The organism is Agromyces kandeliae, assembly GCF_009674665.1.
Lineage (GTDB): Bacteria > Actinomycetota > Actinomycetes > Actinomycetales > Microbacteriaceae > Agromyces > Agromyces kandeliae.
In genome coordinates this window covers 175,472-191,704 of the sequence record NZ_WKJD01000009.1, presented here as the reverse complement: position 1 = coordinate 191,704, position 16,233 = coordinate 175,472, and the positions used below count along the sequence as shown (strand labels likewise).

Here is a 16,233-nt window from a genome sequence, read left to right as displayed (position 1 = left end):
AACGATCAGACCGGGGCGGCGCCCGGCTCGATCCGGTCCCCGGTGAACGAGTACGCGCCTCCGCGGATCCGAGCGACGAGCTCGCGCGCCCATTCCTGTTCCCCGCGCAGGCGTGCAGAGGACAGTTCGAAGATCTCGCGCACGTACTTCGGCGTGGTCTCGGATCGGGCGGTGTCCTCGATGTTGAAGCCGTTCTCGACGACCAGCGCGTCGATCTTGTTGACCCTGTGCTCGAGTCCGGCGATCACTTCCTGCCGACTGAGGATGAACATGAACGACGCGATCGCCATCGCAGCGGTCGTGTCGAACGGTTCCACGTTCCACAGCGTCTCGCGGAGCATCCTCAGGAGTTCGACCTCGCCCTGCGGCGTCGTGCGGTACGTCGTCCGGGCGGGGCGCTTGCCGCTCGTCTCGGTCCCGGCCTCGACGACGTAGCCCTCCTGCTCGAGTGATCGGAGCGCGTTGTAGATCGAACCGGATTGGATGTTCGCCCACTCGTCGACGTGCCAGGTCATGAGCTCCCGTCGGAGGAAGTAACCGTGCGTCGGCTGGAACTGGTGGACGGCTCCCAAGACGACGAGTCGAGTGGTGGACATGGGTCCATCGTAGGGCTGCCGGCCGTGATACCACACGATTTGTATGGTCAAGATTGACTTTCGCGCCTGGGTGGTGAATAGTCAAAATTGAATATATGGTCACACTCGAGGAGGAGCAGACATGACCGTTCAGCAGACGTCGACGCCCGAGCCGCAGGTGCAGCTCCGGCGGGCGTTCGCGACCTTTCCGACCGGCGTCGTCGCGGTCTGCGCGCTCGACGACGAAGGGCCCATGGGCATGGCCGTGAACTCGTTCACGTCGATCTCGCTCGACCCGCCGCTTGCAGCCATCAGCGTCGCTCGGACGTCGACGACCTGGCCGGCGCTCTCGACGAGGGCGCGGCTCGGACTCAGCATCCTGAGCAGCGCCCACGGTGCCGTGTGCCGTCGGCTCTCGTCGCGGGATGGCGACCGCTTCGCGGGCGTCGACTGGCATGCGGACCAGCAGCGCGCGGTCTACGTGCGGGATTCCGCACTGTGGCTCCAGTGCTCAGTCGCCGATCGCTTCGACGGCGGCGATCACGAGATCGTGCTGCTCGAGATCCACGACGTCACCACCTTCCCGGATGTCGCGCCGCTCGTCTTCCACGAGAGCCGATTCCGGGACCTCGTCGATGGATGAGCGCGAGCGCGGATTCGGCGGACGCGTCGTCCACGGGCACGGCCGGGGCCGCATTCTCGGGTTTCCGACAGCGAACCTTGCCGTCGAGCCCGGCGAACCGGTGCCTGAGGACGGCGTGTACGCGTGCCGGCTCTGGATCGGGACCGAACCCGAGCAGCTCGGCGCGACGATCAGCATCGGCGACAATCCGACCTTCGGCGATGTGCACGACCGGCGTGTCGAGGTGTACGTCCATGACCTCGACCGCGACCTGTACGGCTCGGACATCCGCCTCGAGGTGGCCGTACGACTCCGGGGCATGGTCCGCTTCACCTCCTTGGAGGAACTCATCCGGCAGACCGAGTCGGACGTCGTCGCGTCGCGCGCGGTGCTCGCGGCGCAAGCGCGCCACCCCTTGCCGTGGCATCCGTCGGGCCTCGAAGATGGGGGAGCGCCGCGGCGGACGCGGTCATGAGGGGAGCACCGTGGGGCTGGAGAAGTACTGGGCGAGTGATCCGATGGACGTGCTGCGCGTGCGGCAGGACTTCCTGCTGGCGGACCTCGACCCCCACGGCAAGCCCGGGTTCGAGGGCGGCAAGACGGAGGGCAGGAAGTCGCTCGAGATCGGCGCCGAGATCCTGGCCGACCTGCAGGAGCAGCTGTTCGCGGGCCACCAGATGGGCGACGATCCGCGACGCGTCCTGCTCGTGCTGCAGGCGATGGACACCGCAGGCAAGGGCGGCATCGTCAAGCACGTCATGAGCGCGGTCGACCCGCAGGGCGTGCAGCTCGCGACCTTCAAGAAGCCGACGAAGGAGGAGCTCGCGCACGACTTCCTCTGGCGCATCCGCAAGGAGGTCCCCGAGCCCGGCATGATCGGCGTGTTCGACCGCTCGCACTACGAGGACGTGCTCATCGCGCGCGTTCGCGAGCTGGCGCCGCCGGAGGAGATCGAGCGGCGCTACGACGCGATCAACGAGTTCGAGGCCGAGCTCGCGGCATCCGGCACCGTGATCATCAAGGTCATGCTGCACATCTCGATGGACGAGCAGCGCGAGCGCCTGCTGAAGCGGCTCGACCGACGCGACAAGCACTGGAAGTTCAACCCGGGCGACATCGACGAGCGGATGCTGGCGCCCAAGTACCGCGAGTCGTACCAGCTCGTCTTCGACCGGACCACGACGCCGTACGCGCCCTGGTACGTGATCCCGGCCGACCGCAAGTGGTACGCGCGCCTCGCCGTGCAGCACCTGCTGATCGACGCCCTCGAGTCGATGAAGCTCGACTGGCCGCTCGCCGACTACGACATCGAGGAGCAGAAGGCACGGCTCGCGACGGGCTGACCGGGCGGGGGCGCGGCCGCGTCGCCCGCGGCGCGCCGCGATCGCGGCCGGCTACGGCACGGGCGGCGACGGCGGCGGTGCGCCGAATGCCTCGACGATCGGCCGGAACTTCATGTCGGTCTCGGCGAGTTCGTCGAACGGCACCGAGTCGTGGACGATGCCGCACCCGGCATATGCGCGCACCGTGCCATCCGTCGACACCTGCGCGCAGCGCAGTGCGATCGCCCACTCGCCGTCGCCGTCGGCGTCGACCCAGCCCACCGGGCCGGCGTAGCGCCCGCGGTCGAAGCCCTCGAGCTCGGTGATCGCGGCGAGCGCGACGTTCCGGGGCGTGCCCGCGACCGCCGCCGTCGGGTGCACCGCGCGCACGAGGTCGAGCGCGCTCGACCCGTCGCCCAGCGTGCCCTTGAGGTCGGTCGCGAGGTGCCACAGGTTCGGCAGCTGCAGGGTGAACGGCTCGGGGCTCGCGTCGAGCCTGGCGGTGTGCGGCGCGAGCGTGGCGACCGCGCTCTCGACGGCGAGGGCGTGCTCCGCAAGGTCCTTGTGCGAGGCGGCGAGGCGCGCGGCCCGGTCGCGGTCGGATGCCGCATCCCGCCCGCGCGACGCCGTGCCTGCGAGCACGCGCGCCGAGACGGTGCCGTGGTCGACCCGGACAAGCGTCTCGGGGCTCGCGCCGATGAGGCCGTCGACGGCGAACACCCACGTGTCGGGGTAGTCGTCGGCGAGCTTGGCGAGCGCGGCGCGCAGCCCGGCGTCCTCGTGCAGCGTGCCGACGATCTCGCGCGCGAGCACCACCTTCTCGAACCGTCCGTCGTCGATGCGGCGCACGGCCTCGGCGACGGCGTCGGTGTACGACTCGGGTGGCAGCGCGCCCGGCGCGAAGCGCACCCGCGGCACGTCGCGCTTCGGCGCGGGCGCGGGCAGCTCGACCGGGGCGGTCGGCGCAGCGGATGACCCGTCGACGAGCTCGATCCGGGTGACCCACGCCCTCCCGTCGCGACGCCCGAGCACGATCTCGGGCACCACGAGCACGCTCGTCGCCGCGGACTCGTCGGCGAAGGCGATCGCGCCGAACGCGACGAGGCCGCTGCCGGGAAGCCCGACCCGGTCGTCGATGTCGGCGAGTCCGGTCACGCGCCGCCACTCACGGGCGGCGTCGGCGACGCGGCTCGGGCCGTGCGTCTCGATGCGGAGCACCTCGCCGAGGCCGATGATGCCCTCGCCGCGACGCATCCAGAGCAGCGGATGCCTCGGGTCGAGGCGCGGCACGAGCGGGGCGGTCTCGTCGACCGCGACGGTGCGGACGCGCAACCTCGTGTCGGCGGCGGGAGGGGCCGCGGCATCCGTTCGCGTCACCGGACCAGCCTACGCCGGAGCGTCTGCCGGCTCAGGCCGCGACGACGTCGACGCCGCGCCAGAACGCGACGTGCTCGCGGATCTCGGCGGCCGCGTCGGAGGGCGTCTCGTAGGTCCAGGCGGCGTTCGGGTTGCGCTGGCCGTCGACCTCGACGTGGAAGTAGTTCGCGGTGCCCTTCCAGTGGCACACGCTGCGGTTGTCGCTGGCCACGAAGAACTCCGGGCGGATCGCCTCACGCGGGAAGTAGTGGTTGCCCTCCACCACGACGGTGTCGTCGGACTCCGCGATGACCGTGCCGTTCCAGATCGCCTTCATGCCGTTCCCTTCCTCCGATCGGATGGCGCAGCCGCGCCGTCCACCACGATCCAACGTCATCGAGCCGGGTTTCCATCCCGATGCATGGAAACTCTCAGGTTCGCGGAGCGGGTTCGCAGGATGAGGGACGCGGTGGCGCCGCAGGCGGGAGGACGACGCACGTGGTCCTGCGAACTCGCGTGACCTCGGGGTGCGGCGGGCGGATGGAGCGGGCCGCGCCGGCCACGCGGCATCCGCTCGCCCTCACCGCGCCCGCCCAGCCCGGCGACCGTAGACTCGCAGGCATGACGCGCGCAGACCTCGGCAAGGACCCACGGGACGTCTCGGCGATGTTCGACCGGGTCGCGGCGCGCTACGACCGCACCAACGCGGTGCTCTCCGTCGGCAACGCCGCGCTGTGGCGCGTCGCGACGACCAAGGCGGTCGCGCCGAAGCCGGGCGAGCGGATCCTCGACGTCGCCGCGGGCACCGGCACCTCGAGCGCGAGCCTCGCGAAGTCGGGCGCGAGCGTCGTCGCCGCCGACTTCTCGCCGGGCATGATCGAGGTCGGCCGCCGCCGGCAGGCGCACGTGCCGAACCTCGTGTTCGTCGAGGCCGACGCGATGGCGCTGCCGTTCGGCGACGCCGAGTTCGACGCCGTCACGATCTCGTTCGGCCTGCGCAACGTGAAGGAGCCGAAGGTCGCGCTCGCCGAGTTCCTGCGGGTGACCAAGCCCGGCGGACGCCTCGTGGTGTGCGAGTTCTCGCACCCGCCGGTCGGCGTCGTGCGCGCGGGCTACGACTTCTACCAGAAGGTCGTCATGCCGCCGCTCGTCAAGCTGTCGAGCTCGAACGACGACGCCTACGAGTACCTCAACGAGTCGATCAACGCGTGGCCCGACCAGCCGACGCTCGCGGGCTGGATCCGCGAAGCGGGGTGGTCCGAGGTCGCGTGGCGCAACCTGACGGCGGGCATCGTCGCGTTGCACCGGGCGCGCAAGCCGATCGCCGCCGCGGAGAGGTGAGCGCGGCGCGTTCGACATGCTCGCAGCATCCGCTCGGCCCGCTCTCGATAGGCTGGGGCACGTGAATCCGAGCCACACGGTCCGTCGCGCCTCCTCGCTCGCGGCCAATCTCGGCCTCAGCGAGCGGGTGTTCGCCTCCGCGGCCGATCGTGCCATGGCCCGGGCCATCGACGACGGGCTCGAGCGCGTCGAGGTGGGGCTCGCCGAGCAGGTCCGCTTCGCCGACACGGTGGCGGATGTCACGAGCCGCTACCTGCTCGAGGCGGGCGGCAAGCGCGTGCGCCCGATGCTGACCCTGCTCACGGCGCAGCTCGGCGACGGCAGCGTCGACGACGTCGTCACGGCGGCGATGGCGATCGAGATCACGCACCTGGGCTCGCTCTACCACGACGACGTCATGGACGAGTCGGAGCGCCGCCGCGGGGTGCCGAGCGCGCAGACGGTGTGGGGCAACTCGGTCGCGATCCTCACGGGCGACCTGCTCTTCGCACGGGCGAGCCAGCTCATGGCGAAGCTCGGGGAGCGCGCCATCCGCATGCAGGCCGACACGTTCGAGCGCCTCGTGCTGGGCCAGCTCAACGAGACCGTGGGGCCCGACCCCGACGAGGACCCGATCGAGCACTACATCCAGGTGCTCGCCGACAAGACGGGGTCGCTGATCGCGGCGGCCGCGCAGTCGGGCATCATCTTCGGCAACGCCGACCCGGCGCTCGAGGCGCCGATCATCGAGTTCGGCGAGAAGATCGGCGTCGCGTTCCAGCTCATCGACGACGTCATCGACCTGTCGCCCCAGCCGGAGGAGACGGGCAAGGTCCCCGGCACCGACCTTCGCGCCGGCGTCGTGACGCTCCCGCTGCTGCGGCTCGAAGAGCTGGCGAAGGCGGATGCCTCGTCGGCCGACCTGCTCGACCGCATCCGTCGCGACGTGCTCCCCGCTCCGGCCGAGGAGGCGGGCGATCCGTTCGACACCAACACGCTCGCCGCCCGCATCGTGCCCTCGCGGGCGACCGTCGATGCGATCGTCGACGAGCTCCGCGAGCACGAGGCCACGCGTTCGACGCTCGCGGAGGCCCATCGGTGGGCGCACGAGGCCGTCGCGGCGCTCGCGCCCGTGCCCGAGGGCAGCGTGAAGAAGGCGCTGACGCGCTTCGCCGACACCATCGTGGAGCGCTCGAGTTGAGCTCCGCTCCCGCATCGACGACAGGAGGTCACCGCCGGTGACGAGGAACAAGTTGCGCCTGGCCATCGTTGGCGCGGGCCCGGCCGGCATCTACGCCGCCGACATCCTGCTCAAGTCCGAGCGGAACTTCGACGTGTCGATCGACCTGTTCGACCACCTGCCCGCGCCGTACGGGCTGGTGCGCTACGGCGTCGCCCCCGACCACCCGCGCATCAAGGGCATCATCACGGCGCTCCGCGAGGTGCTCGACCGCGGTGACATCCGCATCTTCGGCAACGTGCGCTTCGGCGAGGACATCACGCTCGCCGACCTCAAGAAGCACTACAACGCCGTCATCTTCGCCACCGGCGCCGTGAAGGACGCCGACCTGCACATCCCGGGCGTCGAGCTCGAGGGCTCGTACGGGGCGGCCGACTTCGTCAGCTGGTACGACGGGCACCCCGACTACCCGCGCGAGTGGCCGCTCGACGCGAAGTCGGTCGGCGTCATCGGCAACGGGAACGTCGCGCTGGATGCCGCGCGCATGCTCGCGAAGCACGCGGAGGACCTGCTGCCGACCGAGATCCCCGCGAACGTCTACGAGGGGCTGAAGGCGTCGCCCGTGACGGACGTGCACGTGTTCGGCCGTCGCGGCCCGACCTCGGTGAAGTTCACGCCGCTCGAGCTGCGCGAGCTCGGCGAGCTGCGCGATGTCGACATGATCGTCTACGACGAGGACTTCGACTACGACGATGCCGCGCGCGCGGCCGTCGCCGGCAACAAGCAGGTCTTCGTGATCGACAAGGTGCTGCAGCAGTGGCGGCAGCGCGAGACCGGACAGGCGTCGCGTCGCCTGCACCTGCACTTCTTCGCCAAGCCCCTCGAGGTCGTCGACGACGGCAACGGCCGCGTCGCCGCACTGCGCTACGAGCGCACCGCGCCCGACGGCGAGGGCGGCGTCGTCGGCACCGGCGAGATCCGCGAGATCCCGATCCAGGCGCTCTACCGCGCCGTCGGCTACTTCGGTTCGCCGCTGCCCGGCATCCCCTTCGACAAGAAGTTCGGCGTCATCCCGAACCACGAAGGCCAGGTGCTCATGCGCGACAAGGAGACCGGACAGTCGCGCCAGATGTACGGCGTCTACGCGACCGGCTGGATCAAGCGCGGCCCCGTCGGCCTCATCGGGCACACCAAGTCCGACGCCATGGAGACGATCAAGCACCTCATCAACGACCTCGGCAACTGGTGGCGGCCCGAGTCGCCGTCGGAGGAGTCGGTGATCGAGTTGCTCGAGTCCCGCGGCATCCAGTGGACCGACCTCGACGGATGGCACCGCCTCGACGAGCACGAGCAGTCGCTCGGCGCCGCCGAGGAGCGCACGCGCATCAAGGTCGTGCCGCGCGACGAGATGGTGGGGATCTCGCGGGGCGAGGTCTAGCTCCGCGGCGCGGTCTCGGGCGCCGCTGCCCGCGGCCGCTCAGGCGTTGCAGTACCACTCTCCGAGCAGCGGCGGCGCGGAGGCGAACGAGCCGCCGAAGTCACCCGACTCGCAGTACGGCGTGAGCACCTCGATGCCCGTCTCGACCAGCTCGATCGGGGTCGGGATGCTGCCCGTGTACGGGTCAGCGATGCACTTCCACACCCAGGTCTCGGTCTCCGACGTGGTCAGGATCCCGGTCAGTGAGGCGCACGCCTCCTCGAGCGTCTGCTCGATGGTGAACTCGGCCGACGCGGCGGCCGTGCCGCCGTCGGTCAGCACGAACGTGACCGTGAAGACGTGGTCGCCGACGGACAGGCCGGTCAGGTCGACGGAGTAGGTCGACGCCTTCTTGGTGGTCGAGTCGGCGACGTCGTCGCACGGGATGTCGCCGCCGTCGAGTTCGCAGGCCTGGCCGGCGATCGCCTGGGCCCCGCGGTTGAGGTCGTAGGTGATGGTGACGTCCTGCCCGGTCGGCGCGCCCGCCGTTGCGGATGCGGCCGGCGCGTTGCTGTGCGCCGGTGGCGCGGCCTGCGCCGGGGCGGCGATCCCGAACATCGCGATCGCGGCGACGACGGTGAGGGCGAGGGTGGTGCGGGACAGGATGCGCATCGTGGCCTTCCTTCCGGCGGCGTTCGGCCTCCGCCGATGGGACGGACGATAGGGGACCGCAGCGCCGTCCGTGACCCCCGTTCGGGTGGTCGATGCCGGATGGCCGTCAGATCGCTGCGGTCACGACTGCCGGCCGACCGGCGGCTCGCCGACGTAGGCGTGCGCCTCGCGCGCGAGTTCGGACCAGAGCTCGCGGTCGGCGACGCGCACCCAGGTGCGGCTGTCGCCGCCGCGCGTCGAGTGGAACGGCGTCGCGATGCTTCGCGCCCGCAAGTCGGCGGACCGCGCCTCGGGCAGCTCGACGACGAGGTCGCCGTCCTCGAGGAACGCGAAGAGGTGGCCTTTCACGAGCAGCCCGTCGGGCGTGGCATCCACGTCGTAGTCGGTGTCCTCGAGCAGTTCGTCGGTGACCGCGTCGAAGGTCGCCTGGGCCTCGTCCATGTCATCCCCCTCATCGATGCCGTCGTGGGGGAGCCTACGCCGCGCGCGCATCGCGCGCCGCGCTACGCTGCACATCATGCCGCTCGCCCCCGTCGCCCTCGTCGTCGGGGCCGCCCTCATCGGCGTCGTGCTCGGCTGGTGGCCGCTCGCGGCGTGGGCCGACCGCAACATCCGTCGCGACGCAGCGGGGCGGATGCCGCTGCGCGCCCTCCGCGCCTCGTCGGCGGGTACGACCGCACTGCTGTTCGGGGCGCTGGCGTGGCGGTTCGGCCTCGACCCTGTGCTGCCGGCGCTCCTGGCGCTCGCCGCCGCCGGCGTCGCGCTGTCGATCGTCGACCTCACCGAGAAGCGGCTCCCGAACGCCATGGTGTTCCCGACCCTGCTCGTGGTCGCGGTGCTGCTCGTGGTGGGGGCCGTGCTCACGGGGGAGTGGGTCCGCCTGGCCTGGGCGGCCGCCGGCTCCGCCGGCATGTTCCTCTTCTACTTCGTGCTCGCCCTCGTCTCGCCGAAGGCGATGGGCATGGGAGACGTGAAGTTCGCGCTGCCGCTGGGGTTGGCGCTCGGATGGTTCGGCTGGCTCATGTGGGTGGCCGGGCTGATGGGGGCGTTCCTCGTCGGCGGCGTCGTGGCGATCGTGGCGCTCGCGATGCGGCGGGTGACGCTCAAGGGGTCGGTGCCGTTCGGGCCGTCGATGGTGGCGGGGGCGATGCTGGCGGTGGTCGCCTTCGGGGCGTGAATCGGGTCCATGACTCCGGATCGGTGCCCCGTGTCCCCTGACGACTCGCGTGCTGTACCCCGAATCGCGGACTTTAGCACTGAATTGACTGATCTTCGGTTACGCGGGGATCACGTTTGTCCCCCTGGCTGTACCCAGTCGGGGGGTGCCCCGAAATGGGGCATAGCGGCCGATTCGTTCGCATCGATACGGTTCACTGGCCGCTTACCCAGGTGGGCGGCACCCAAAATCTGTTCGACCCGAAGGGTGTCTCTCATGTCCAAGCTTCTCGCCAAGGCTCAGGCCAAGGCCGTCAGCCGCATCGCCGAGATCCGCGCCAAGGAGGAGGGGGCGACCGCCGTCGAGTACGGCCTCATGGTCGCTTTAATCGCCGTCGTGATCATCGCCGCGGTCACCCTCATCGGTACGAACCTCGACGCCATCTTCCAGGCGGTCGCGGCCGCGCTCTGATCCATCGGCGCGCGAGTCTACGTCGCGTCTCCATGCACTGGAGGTCGTCTCATGACGGCCTCCAGTGCATGGACATTTCCTGAGGGGTGTCTGAACAGGTGAGGATCGTGTCGCTGCGCAAGGAGAGAGGTGCTGCCGCAGTCGAGTTCGCCCTCGTGCTGCCCATCCTGCTCCTCCTGATCCTCGGCATCTTCGAATTCGGACGACTGTTCAACATCCAGATCCAGCTGTCGAACGCCGCGCGCGAGGCCGCACGGGTGATGGCGATCCGCGACAACGTGGGCGAGGCCCAGTCCGCCGCGGTCGCCACGGCGCCGGCCTTGAATCCGGCCATCGACCCCGGTCAAGTGCTCCTCAGCGTCGGCACCTGCGAGGACCTCGACGAAGGCACTCCGGTTCACGCGAACATCACGTACACGGTCGACCTCATCATCCCCGGGTTCTGGGAGTGGGCGACCGGCGATACATTCGAGCTCCAGGCGGAAGGGCAGATGGTATGCGGCGGATGATCGAACGGCTCCGGGGCGGCGAGCATGGCGCGAGCGCCGTGCTCGTCGGGCTCATGATCGTCCCCCTGATCGGCGCCGCAGCCATCGCCGTCGACGTCGGCGCGCTGTACGCGGAGCGCGCCGCCCAGCAGAACGGCGCCGACGGCGCCGCGATGGCCGTCGCGACCGCATGCGCTGCCGATGAATCCGCCTGCGGCGCGAGCGCCGGCGGCATCGCGAGCGAGTTCGTCCTGCAGAACTCGTTCATCTCGAGCCCGACGGCGCTCGCACCGCAGATCGACTACGACGCCAACCGGGTGACCGTCACGACCGACAATTCCGTCAGTCATCCGCTCGCGTCGGTCCTCACGGGCATGGACTCCACGGTCGTCCAGGCCGTGAGCTCGGCCGAGTGGGGCAGCCCGAACTCGGGCATCGTGCTCCCGCTCGCCCTGTCGCTCTGCGAGTTCCAGGACCCGACGCTCGAGATCCGCGTGCTCATCGAGTACCACCAGACCAGTGAGAACGACTGCACCCGCGCCGATGGCCAGCCCGTCGAGGGCGGGTTCGGCTGGCTCGACCTCGAGGGCGGCCAGTGCGAGACGTTCATCGACCTCGACACCGGCTTCGTGGGGAGCGACCCCGGCATCGACCCGGCAGCCGAGTGCGCCTACCTCTTCAACGACCTCGAGGGAGAGACCGTGCTCGTGCCGGTCTACGACGGAGGCAACGACATCAACGGCCAGAACGGCGAGTTCCACATCATGGCCTTCGCCGCCTTCGTCGTCACCGGCTGGAAGCTCACCGGTGGCGGGCCGGGCGTGTTCAACAACCCCGATCCGCTCTCGCCTGCCTGCGTCGGCGCCTGCCGCGGCATCCAGGGATACTTCACCGAGTGGGTCGACCTCGGAGCCGACTGGGAGGTCGGAGGCCCCGACTTCGGAGTCGACGTGGTCCGACTCGTCATCACCGACAGCCAACTCGCAGACCTGCTCGACTGATCCCGACGACCCGGGAACCCCCGCCGCCCGACCCGAAAGCATCCCAACATGAAGACTCGCATCATCGGAGCCGTCGTCGCCCTGGTCCTCGCAATCGTCGGCACCGTCGTGCTCGTCGGATACGTCCGAGGCGCCGACCAGCGGGCCGCCGAAGGGGCCGAGTTCGTCGACGTGTACATCGTCGACGAGTCGATCCCGGAGGGCACGTCGGCGTCTCAGATCGAGGAGTTCATCTCGCTCACCGAACTGCCGGCGATCTCCGTCGCAGAGGATCGCGTGACCGACCTCGCCGATCTCGAGGGCCTGGTCGCGGCAGCCGAGTTGCTCCCAGGCGACCAGCTGCGCGAGGACCGGTTCGTGGACCCGGCCGTCCTCGCGGCTCAGGGCGACGTACCGGTGCCCGAGGGCATGCAGGAGGTCACCGTGGCGCTCGAGGTGCAGCGGGTCGTCGGCGGCGCGATCCAGCCCGGGAGCCGGATCGGCATCGTGGTCACCAACAAGATCTATCCCGGCGAACCGAACGCGGAGGGCACGGTGACGACCTCGCCCGCGACGCGGTTCATCGACAACCAGGTGCTCGTCACGCGGGTCAAGGCCGGCTCGACGTTCACCCCGGCGGACGGAGAAGAGACGACGAACGCCGTGCAGAACATCATGGTCACGATGGCGATGACCGCACCGCAGATCGAGAAGCTCGTCTGGGCGCGTGAGATGCAGGAGGACGACCTCGCCGGAGTCTGGCTCACCCTGCAGAACGAGGACACGAGCACCGACGGCTCGCAGCTCATCGGACCAGCCAACATCCTGCCGTGACCCGATACCTGCTCATCAGTCGCAGCGTCGAGTACGAGTCCCGCCTCGGCTCGATGCTCGGCAGTGAGCTCGCGAGCGTCGCCGGCGAGTACCTGAGCTTCGGCATCGACCAGGTCCTCGCCCAGGTTCCGGGCCAGGCGCCGCATATCGTGCTGCTCGGCCCGGTGGTCAACTACGAGGAGTCGCGGCAGCTCGTCGAGTCCTTCCTCGAGCAGTATCCGCACGTCGGCATCATCGTGGTTCGCGAACAGCGGGCGGACCTCGAGGACTGGGTCGACGGGATGCGCCTGCATGCCGTGCTCGCTCCCGACGCGAGCGAGGCGGTCACGCTGGCGCTCTTCGCCCGGCTGCGCGACTGGCTCGCACAGGCGCACGACATCGACACCACCCTCGGCGATTGGGGCGATCGCGCCTATGTGCCGGTCCAGGAGCCGCCTCAGGAGGCTGCCGGTCCGGTTGGAGACGACGACCTCCTGCGTCGGCTCCTCGCCGGATCCACCCTGGCGCAGGCCGAGGCTGTGGCCGAGCCGCAGGCCGTCGATGAACCCGAGCCGGAGCCGGAACCCGAGCCGGAGCCGGAGCCGGAGCCGGAACCGGAACCGGAACCCGAGTGGCTGTTCCCCGCGGAACTGCCCGAAGGGGCCAGAACCGACGTGCTCGCCGTCGTCGCCCCGAAGGGCGGGCAGGGCAAGACGACCGTCTCGGTGAACCTCGCCGCGGCGCTCGCCGCTGCAGCGCCCAACTCGGTGGTGCTCGTCGATGCCGACGTCCAGTTCGGCGACATCGCGACAGCGCTCGACCTCGAGCCGACCCACACGCTGGTCGATTCCGTGCAGGTCGCCGCGAGCGGCGACGAGCTGGCGCTGAAGACCTACCTCCTCCGTCATCCGGAGGGGTTCTACGTCATCCCGGGGGCCGCGTCGCCTGAAGCCGGGGACGAGGTCTCGGCAGAGCAACTCGGAGCGCTCCTGCGCCGGCTCGCCGGAATCTTCCGGTACGTGATCGTCGACACCACGCCGGGGCTCGGCGAGCACACGCTCGCCGTGCTCGAGAACGCCACGGACGGGGTCTTCGTCACCAACATGGGGGTTCCGAGCCTCCGCGCAATGAGGACGGAGCTCGAACTCCTGCAGCAGGTCGGACTCCTGCCCTCGAATCGCCACATCGTGCTGAACTTCACGGATCGGCACAGCGGCCTCACGGTCCGCGACGCCGAGCGCATCGCGGGCGTGCAGATGAACGTGCTCATGCCCCGGTCGAGCGCCGTGCTCCTCGCGAGCAACCGCGGGGTCCCGCTGGTCCTGAGTGACCCGAGGGATCACGCCGCAATCGCGTTGCGAGACCTCGCACTCCGCATCGACCCCGAAGCCCATGCCCGACGCCGACGCACCATGAGAAGGGCGGCCGCAGAATGAGGTTGAACGAACGACTCGACGCCGCGCGCGGCATCCGACGCACTCCGGATGCCGCGCCCGCGCCCGAGAGCCCCGTGGTCGACGAAGAGGTCGACGAGCTCGAGCCGTCCGAGGCTCGGAACGATGACGTCCAGCCGGAGATCGTCGTGGTCCCGACGGCGCACGTCGAACCGACGGCCGACCCGTTGGCCGCATTCAAGGAGTCGGCCGCCCAAGAACTGTTCTCGCGGATCGGGAACCGCCTCAACGACTCCTCGATGACCGAGGAGAAGCTGCATGCGCTCGCCCGCGCCGAACTCGGCCAGATCGTCGCCACCGAGCAGACCGCGCTCACCAGTGCCGAGCGCAATCGCCTCATCGACGAGATCTCGGCGGACGTGCTCGGATACGGGCCGCTCGAGCCACTGCTCGACGACCCGACCATCACCGAGGTCATGGTCAACCGGCATGACCAGATCTACGTCGAGCGCAGCGGACGCCTCCAGGAGTCCTCGCTGCGATTCACGAGCGAGGCGCAGCTCCGCCGCGTGATCGACCGCATCGTGTCGCGTGTCGGACGCCGCATCGACGAGTCGTCTCCCCTGGTCGATGCTCGGCTCGAGGACGGGTCGCGCGTCAACGCGATCATCCCTCCCCTCGCGGTCAACGGGCCCTCCCTCACCGTCCGGAAGTTCGCGCAGACCCCGTACACCGTCGAGGACCTGGTCTCGTTCGGCACGATGAGTCGCGAGATGGCGACCGTCCTCGACGCCGCCGTGCGCGGACGACTCAACATCCTCGTCTCGGGCGGTACCGGAACAGGCAAGACCACGCTGCTCAACGTGCTCTCGGCATTCATCCCCACGAGCGAGCGCATCATCACGATCGAGGACGCCGTCGAACTGCAGCTGCAGCAGGACCACGTCGTCCGGCTCGAATCGCGACCGTCCAACATCGAGGGGCGGGGCGAGGTCACGATCCGCGACCTCGTCCGCAACTCCCTCCGCATGCGACCCGACCGCATCGTCATCGGCGAGGTTCGAGGCGGCGAGAGCCTCGACATGCTCCAGGCCATGAATACGGGCCACGAGGGCTCCATCTCGACCATCCACGCGAACTCGCCTCGAGACGCCATCTCGCGAATGGAGACGCTCGTCCTGATGGCGGGCATGGACCTGCCCCTGCGGGCCATCCGCGAGCAGATCGCCTCCGCGCTCGACATCATCATCCAGATCGGTCGTCTGAAGGACGGGACCAGGCGGATCACGCACGTCACCGAGGTGCAGGGCATGGAGGGCGACATCGTGACGCTCCAGGATGCGTTCACCTTCGACTACTCGGCCGGCATCGACGAGCACGGGCGCTTCCGTGGTCACGCCGCCGCCACGGGTGTGCGGCCCAGGTTCGCCGAGCACCTCGCCGACGTCGGGATCCCGCTGCCCATGTCGGTCTTCCAGCCCGAATTCCAGGTCACTCGGGAGTTCTGATGAGCCCGCTCACGCTGATCCTCGGCGTCTCCATCACGCTGCTCGCGCTCCTGGTGCTGGTGCTCTTCGTGTTCTTCCCCGCTCCGCCTCGCATCAGCAAGAGCCGCCGCGTCGCGCCGGGGGAGGAGATCGACACCGCCCTCAGCCGGATCGCCGGGCGGACGGTTTCCGCGGTGGAGACGGCGACTCGCGGGCGCGACGACAGCATGCGGCGCTACCGGCTCGAGCAGGCCGGCATCAAGATGGAGCCGGCCGGGTTCACCGTGCTGACCATCTCTGCCGCCGTGGTGCTCGCGATGCTCGGGTTCGTCCTCGGGTGGGGCACGTTCTGGTCGATTCCGCTCGCCCTGGTGTTCGGCGCGCTCGCGTTCGTGGGGTCGCGGGTGGTCGTCGCCGTGCGGACGAGTCGTCGACGCGCGAAGTTCGAATACCAACTGGACGACACCCTGCAACTCCTCTCCGGCGGCTTGCGCGCCGGGCACAGCCTGCTCCGAGCCATCGACTCCGTGTCGCGCGAAGCCGATGCTCCGACGTCCGAGGAACTCGCACGCGTGGTGAACGAGACCCGGCTCGGACGAGACCTCGGTGACGCCCTCGGCGTGACGGCCGAGCGCATGCAGAGCGACGACTTCTCGTGGGTGGCACAGGCGATCGCGATCAACCGCGAGGCCGGGGGCAACCTCTCCGAGGTGCTCGACCAGGTCGCCCACACGATTCGCGAGCGCAATCAGATCCGACGGCAGGTGCGTGCACTGAGCGCAGAGGGGCGGCTCTCGGGAATCATCCTGGTCGTGCTCCCGGTCGCGGTCTTCCTCTTCCTGCTCTGGGTCCAACCCGGCTACTTCGTTCCCATGTTCACCAGCCTCATCGGGTGGATCGCGCTGTTCATCGCGTTCCTGCTCCTGGTCGGCGGAACCATCTGGATGTTCTTCACCGTTCGCGTGAAGTTCTAGGAGAGC

The 16,233-nt window shown here is 69.6% G+C and carries 19 protein-coding genes; 14 read left to right on the top strand and 5 right to left on the bottom strand.

Annotation, left to right across the window (positions count from 1 at the left end):
• Positions 1–5 precede the first annotated feature (5 nt).
• Entirely contained in the window at positions 6–596 is a 591-nt protein-coding gene (locus GJR97_RS06265; protein ID WP_154345641.1) for a PadR family transcriptional regulator, read from the bottom strand.
• A gap of 121 nt (positions 597–717) precedes the next feature.
• Here GJR97_RS06265 and GJR97_RS06260 point away from each other — a divergent pair, with 121 nt between their 5' ends.
• Genes GJR97_RS06260 through GJR97_RS06250 form a run of 3 tightly spaced genes read left to right on the top strand, consistent with a single transcriptional unit; the run spans position 718 to position 2,540 of the window.
• Entirely contained in the window at positions 718–1,218 is a 501-nt protein-coding gene (locus GJR97_RS06260; RefSeq protein WP_154345640.1) for a flavin reductase family protein, read from the top strand.
• A complete protein-coding gene (locus tag GJR97_RS06255) occupies positions 1,211–1,672 on the top strand; it encodes a riboflavin kinase (RefSeq protein WP_195760625.1) in 462 nt (153 codons plus the stop codon). Before GJR97_RS06260 ends, GJR97_RS06255 begins: the two co-directional genes overlap by 8 nt.
• 43 nt (positions 1,673–1,715) lie before the next feature.
• Positions 1,716–2,540: a PPK2 family polyphosphate kinase gene (locus GJR97_RS06250; protein WP_229276038.1), complete on the top strand. Its 825-nt coding sequence runs from the start codon at positions 1,716–1,718 to the stop codon at positions 2,538–2,540.
• 51 nt (positions 2,541–2,591) lie between these two features.
• On the opposite strand, the gene GJR97_RS06245 is transcribed toward GJR97_RS06250, so the two are convergent.
• Together GJR97_RS06245 and GJR97_RS06240 are read right to left on the bottom strand one after the other, a co-directional pair.
• The gene (locus tag GJR97_RS06245; RefSeq protein ID WP_324613215.1) at positions 2,592–3,896 is read right to left on the bottom strand and encodes an isochorismate synthase; all 1,305 of its coding nucleotides are present in this window, start codon (positions 3,894–3,896) and stop codon (positions 2,592–2,594) included.
• Between the two features lie 31 nt (positions 3,897–3,927).
• Complete coding sequence (locus GJR97_RS06240; protein ID WP_154345637.1) at positions 3,928–4,212, bottom strand: DUF427 domain-containing protein; 285 nt, start codon at positions 4,210–4,212, stop codon at positions 3,928–3,930.
• A gap of 284 nt (positions 4,213–4,496) precedes the next feature.
• Here GJR97_RS06240 and GJR97_RS06235 point away from each other — a divergent pair, with 284 nt between their 5' ends.
• The 3 genes from GJR97_RS06235 (at position 4,497) to GJR97_RS06225 (ending at position 7,813) form a co-directional block, all read left to right on the top strand.
• Positions 4,497–5,216 (top strand): demethylmenaquinone methyltransferase, encoded by a 720-nt coding sequence (locus GJR97_RS06235; protein WP_154345636.1) that lies wholly within the window; start codon positions 4,497–4,499, stop codon positions 5,214–5,216.
• Positions 5,217–5,277: 61 nt separating this feature from the next.
• Entirely contained in the window at positions 5,278–6,396 is a 1,119-nt protein-coding gene (locus GJR97_RS06230; RefSeq protein WP_324613214.1) for a polyprenyl synthetase family protein, read from the top strand.
• Positions 6,397–6,433: 37 nt separating this feature from the next.
• Complete coding sequence (locus tag GJR97_RS06225) at positions 6,434–7,813, top strand: FAD-dependent oxidoreductase (protein ID WP_324613213.1); 1,380 nt, start codon at positions 6,434–6,436, stop codon at positions 7,811–7,813.
• Positions 7,814–7,852: 39 nt separating this feature from the next.
• Here the strand turns inward: GJR97_RS06225 and GJR97_RS06220 are convergent, their stop codons facing one another.
• Together GJR97_RS06220 and GJR97_RS06215 are read right to left on the bottom strand one after the other, a co-directional pair.
• Complete coding sequence (locus GJR97_RS06220; protein ID WP_154345634.1) at positions 7,853–8,464, bottom strand: hypothetical protein; 612 nt, start codon at positions 8,462–8,464, stop codon at positions 7,853–7,855.
• A 120-nt stretch (positions 8,465–8,584) separates the two neighbouring features.
• Positions 8,585–8,905 (bottom strand): hypothetical protein, encoded by a 321-nt coding sequence (locus tag GJR97_RS06215; protein WP_154345633.1) that lies wholly within the window; start codon positions 8,903–8,905, stop codon positions 8,585–8,587.
• A gap of 76 nt (positions 8,906–8,981) precedes the next feature.
• On the opposite strand from GJR97_RS06215, the gene GJR97_RS06210 reads away from it, so the two are divergent.
• The 8 genes from GJR97_RS06210 (at position 8,982) to GJR97_RS06175 (ending at position 16,227) form a co-directional block, all read left to right on the top strand.
• The gene (locus GJR97_RS06210; RefSeq protein ID WP_195760624.1) at positions 8,982–9,641 is read left to right on the top strand and encodes a prepilin peptidase; all 660 of its coding nucleotides are present in this window, start codon (positions 8,982–8,984) and stop codon (positions 9,639–9,641) included.
• Between the two features lie 255 nt (positions 9,642–9,896).
• Entirely contained in the window at positions 9,897–10,091 is a 195-nt protein-coding gene (locus tag GJR97_RS06205) for a Flp family type IVb pilin (protein ID WP_154345631.1), read from the top strand.
• Between the two features lie 107 nt (positions 10,092–10,198).
• Entirely contained in the window at positions 10,199–10,600 is a 402-nt protein-coding gene (locus GJR97_RS06200) for a TadE/TadG family type IV pilus assembly protein (RefSeq protein ID WP_324613212.1), read from the top strand.
• Entirely contained in the window at positions 10,597–11,580 is a 984-nt protein-coding gene (locus GJR97_RS06195) for a Tad domain-containing protein (protein ID WP_195760623.1), read from the top strand. The genes GJR97_RS06200 and GJR97_RS06195 overlap by 4 nt, the downstream gene beginning before the upstream one ends.
• Before the next feature lie 48 nt (positions 11,581–11,628).
• Positions 11,629–12,393: a Flp pilus assembly protein CpaB gene (cpaB, locus tag GJR97_RS06190; RefSeq protein WP_154345629.1), complete on the top strand. Its 765-nt coding sequence runs from the start codon at positions 11,629–11,631 to the stop codon at positions 12,391–12,393.
• A complete protein-coding gene (locus tag GJR97_RS06185) occupies positions 12,390–13,808 on the top strand; it encodes an AAA family ATPase (protein ID WP_154345628.1) in 1,419 nt (472 codons plus the stop codon). Before cpaB ends, GJR97_RS06185 begins: the two co-directional genes overlap by 4 nt.
• Positions 13,805–15,274 carry a CpaF family protein gene (locus tag GJR97_RS06180; RefSeq protein WP_154345627.1) on the top strand — a complete coding sequence of 490 codons (1,470 nt, stop codon included), beginning with the start codon at positions 13,805–13,807 and terminating at the stop codon, positions 15,272–15,274. The genes GJR97_RS06185 and GJR97_RS06180 overlap by 4 nt, the downstream gene beginning before the upstream one ends.
• Complete coding sequence (locus tag GJR97_RS06175) at positions 15,274–16,227, top strand: type II secretion system F family protein (RefSeq protein ID WP_154345626.1); 954 nt, start codon at positions 15,274–15,276, stop codon at positions 16,225–16,227. Before GJR97_RS06180 ends, GJR97_RS06175 begins: the two co-directional genes overlap by 1 nt.
• Positions 16,228–16,233: the final 6 nt, after the last annotated feature.

Bases quoted from the DNA above. Each gene is read 5' to 3' on its own strand.
- GJR97_RS06265 (WP_154345641.1), bottom strand. From the start codon at position 596: ATGTCCACCACTCGACTCGTCGTCTTGGGAGCCGTCCACCAGTTCCAG.
- GJR97_RS06260 (WP_154345640.1), top strand. From the start codon at position 718: ATGACCGTTCAGCAGACGTCGACGCCCGAGCCGCAGGTGCAGCTCCGG.
- GJR97_RS06255 (WP_195760625.1), top strand. From the start codon at position 1,211: ATGGATGAGCGCGAGCGCGGATTCGGCGGACGCGTCGTCCACGGGCAC.
- GJR97_RS06250 (WP_229276038.1), top strand. From the start codon at position 1,716: ATGGACGTGCTGCGCGTGCGGCAGGACTTCCTGCTGGCGGACCTCGAC.
- GJR97_RS06240 (WP_154345637.1), bottom strand. From the start codon at position 4,212: ATGAAGGCGATCTGGAACGGCACGGTCATCGCGGAGTCCGACGACACC.
- GJR97_RS06235 (WP_154345636.1), top strand. From the start codon at position 4,497: ATGACGCGCGCAGACCTCGGCAAGGACCCACGGGACGTCTCGGCGATG.
- GJR97_RS06220 (WP_154345634.1), bottom strand. From the start codon at position 8,464: ATGCGCATCCTGTCCCGCACCACCCTCGCCCTCACCGTCGTCGCCGCG.
- GJR97_RS06215 (WP_154345633.1), bottom strand. From the start codon at position 8,905: ATGGACGAGGCCCAGGCGACCTTCGACGCGGTCACCGACGAACTGCTC.
- GJR97_RS06210 (WP_195760624.1), top strand. From the start codon at position 8,982: ATGCCGCTCGCCCCCGTCGCCCTCGTCGTCGGGGCCGCCCTCATCGGC.
- GJR97_RS06205 (WP_154345631.1), top strand. From the start codon at position 9,897: ATGTCCAAGCTTCTCGCCAAGGCTCAGGCCAAGGCCGTCAGCCGCATC.
- GJR97_RS06195 (WP_195760623.1), top strand. From the start codon at position 10,597: ATGATCGAACGGCTCCGGGGCGGCGAGCATGGCGCGAGCGCCGTGCTC.
- cpaB (WP_154345629.1), top strand. From the start codon at position 11,629: ATGAAGACTCGCATCATCGGAGCCGTCGTCGCCCTGGTCCTCGCAATC.
- GJR97_RS06180 (WP_154345627.1), top strand. From the start codon at position 13,805: ATGAGGTTGAACGAACGACTCGACGCCGCGCGCGGCATCCGACGCACT.
- GJR97_RS06175 (WP_154345626.1), top strand. From the start codon at position 15,274: ATGAGCCCGCTCACGCTGATCCTCGGCGTCTCCATCACGCTGCTCGCG.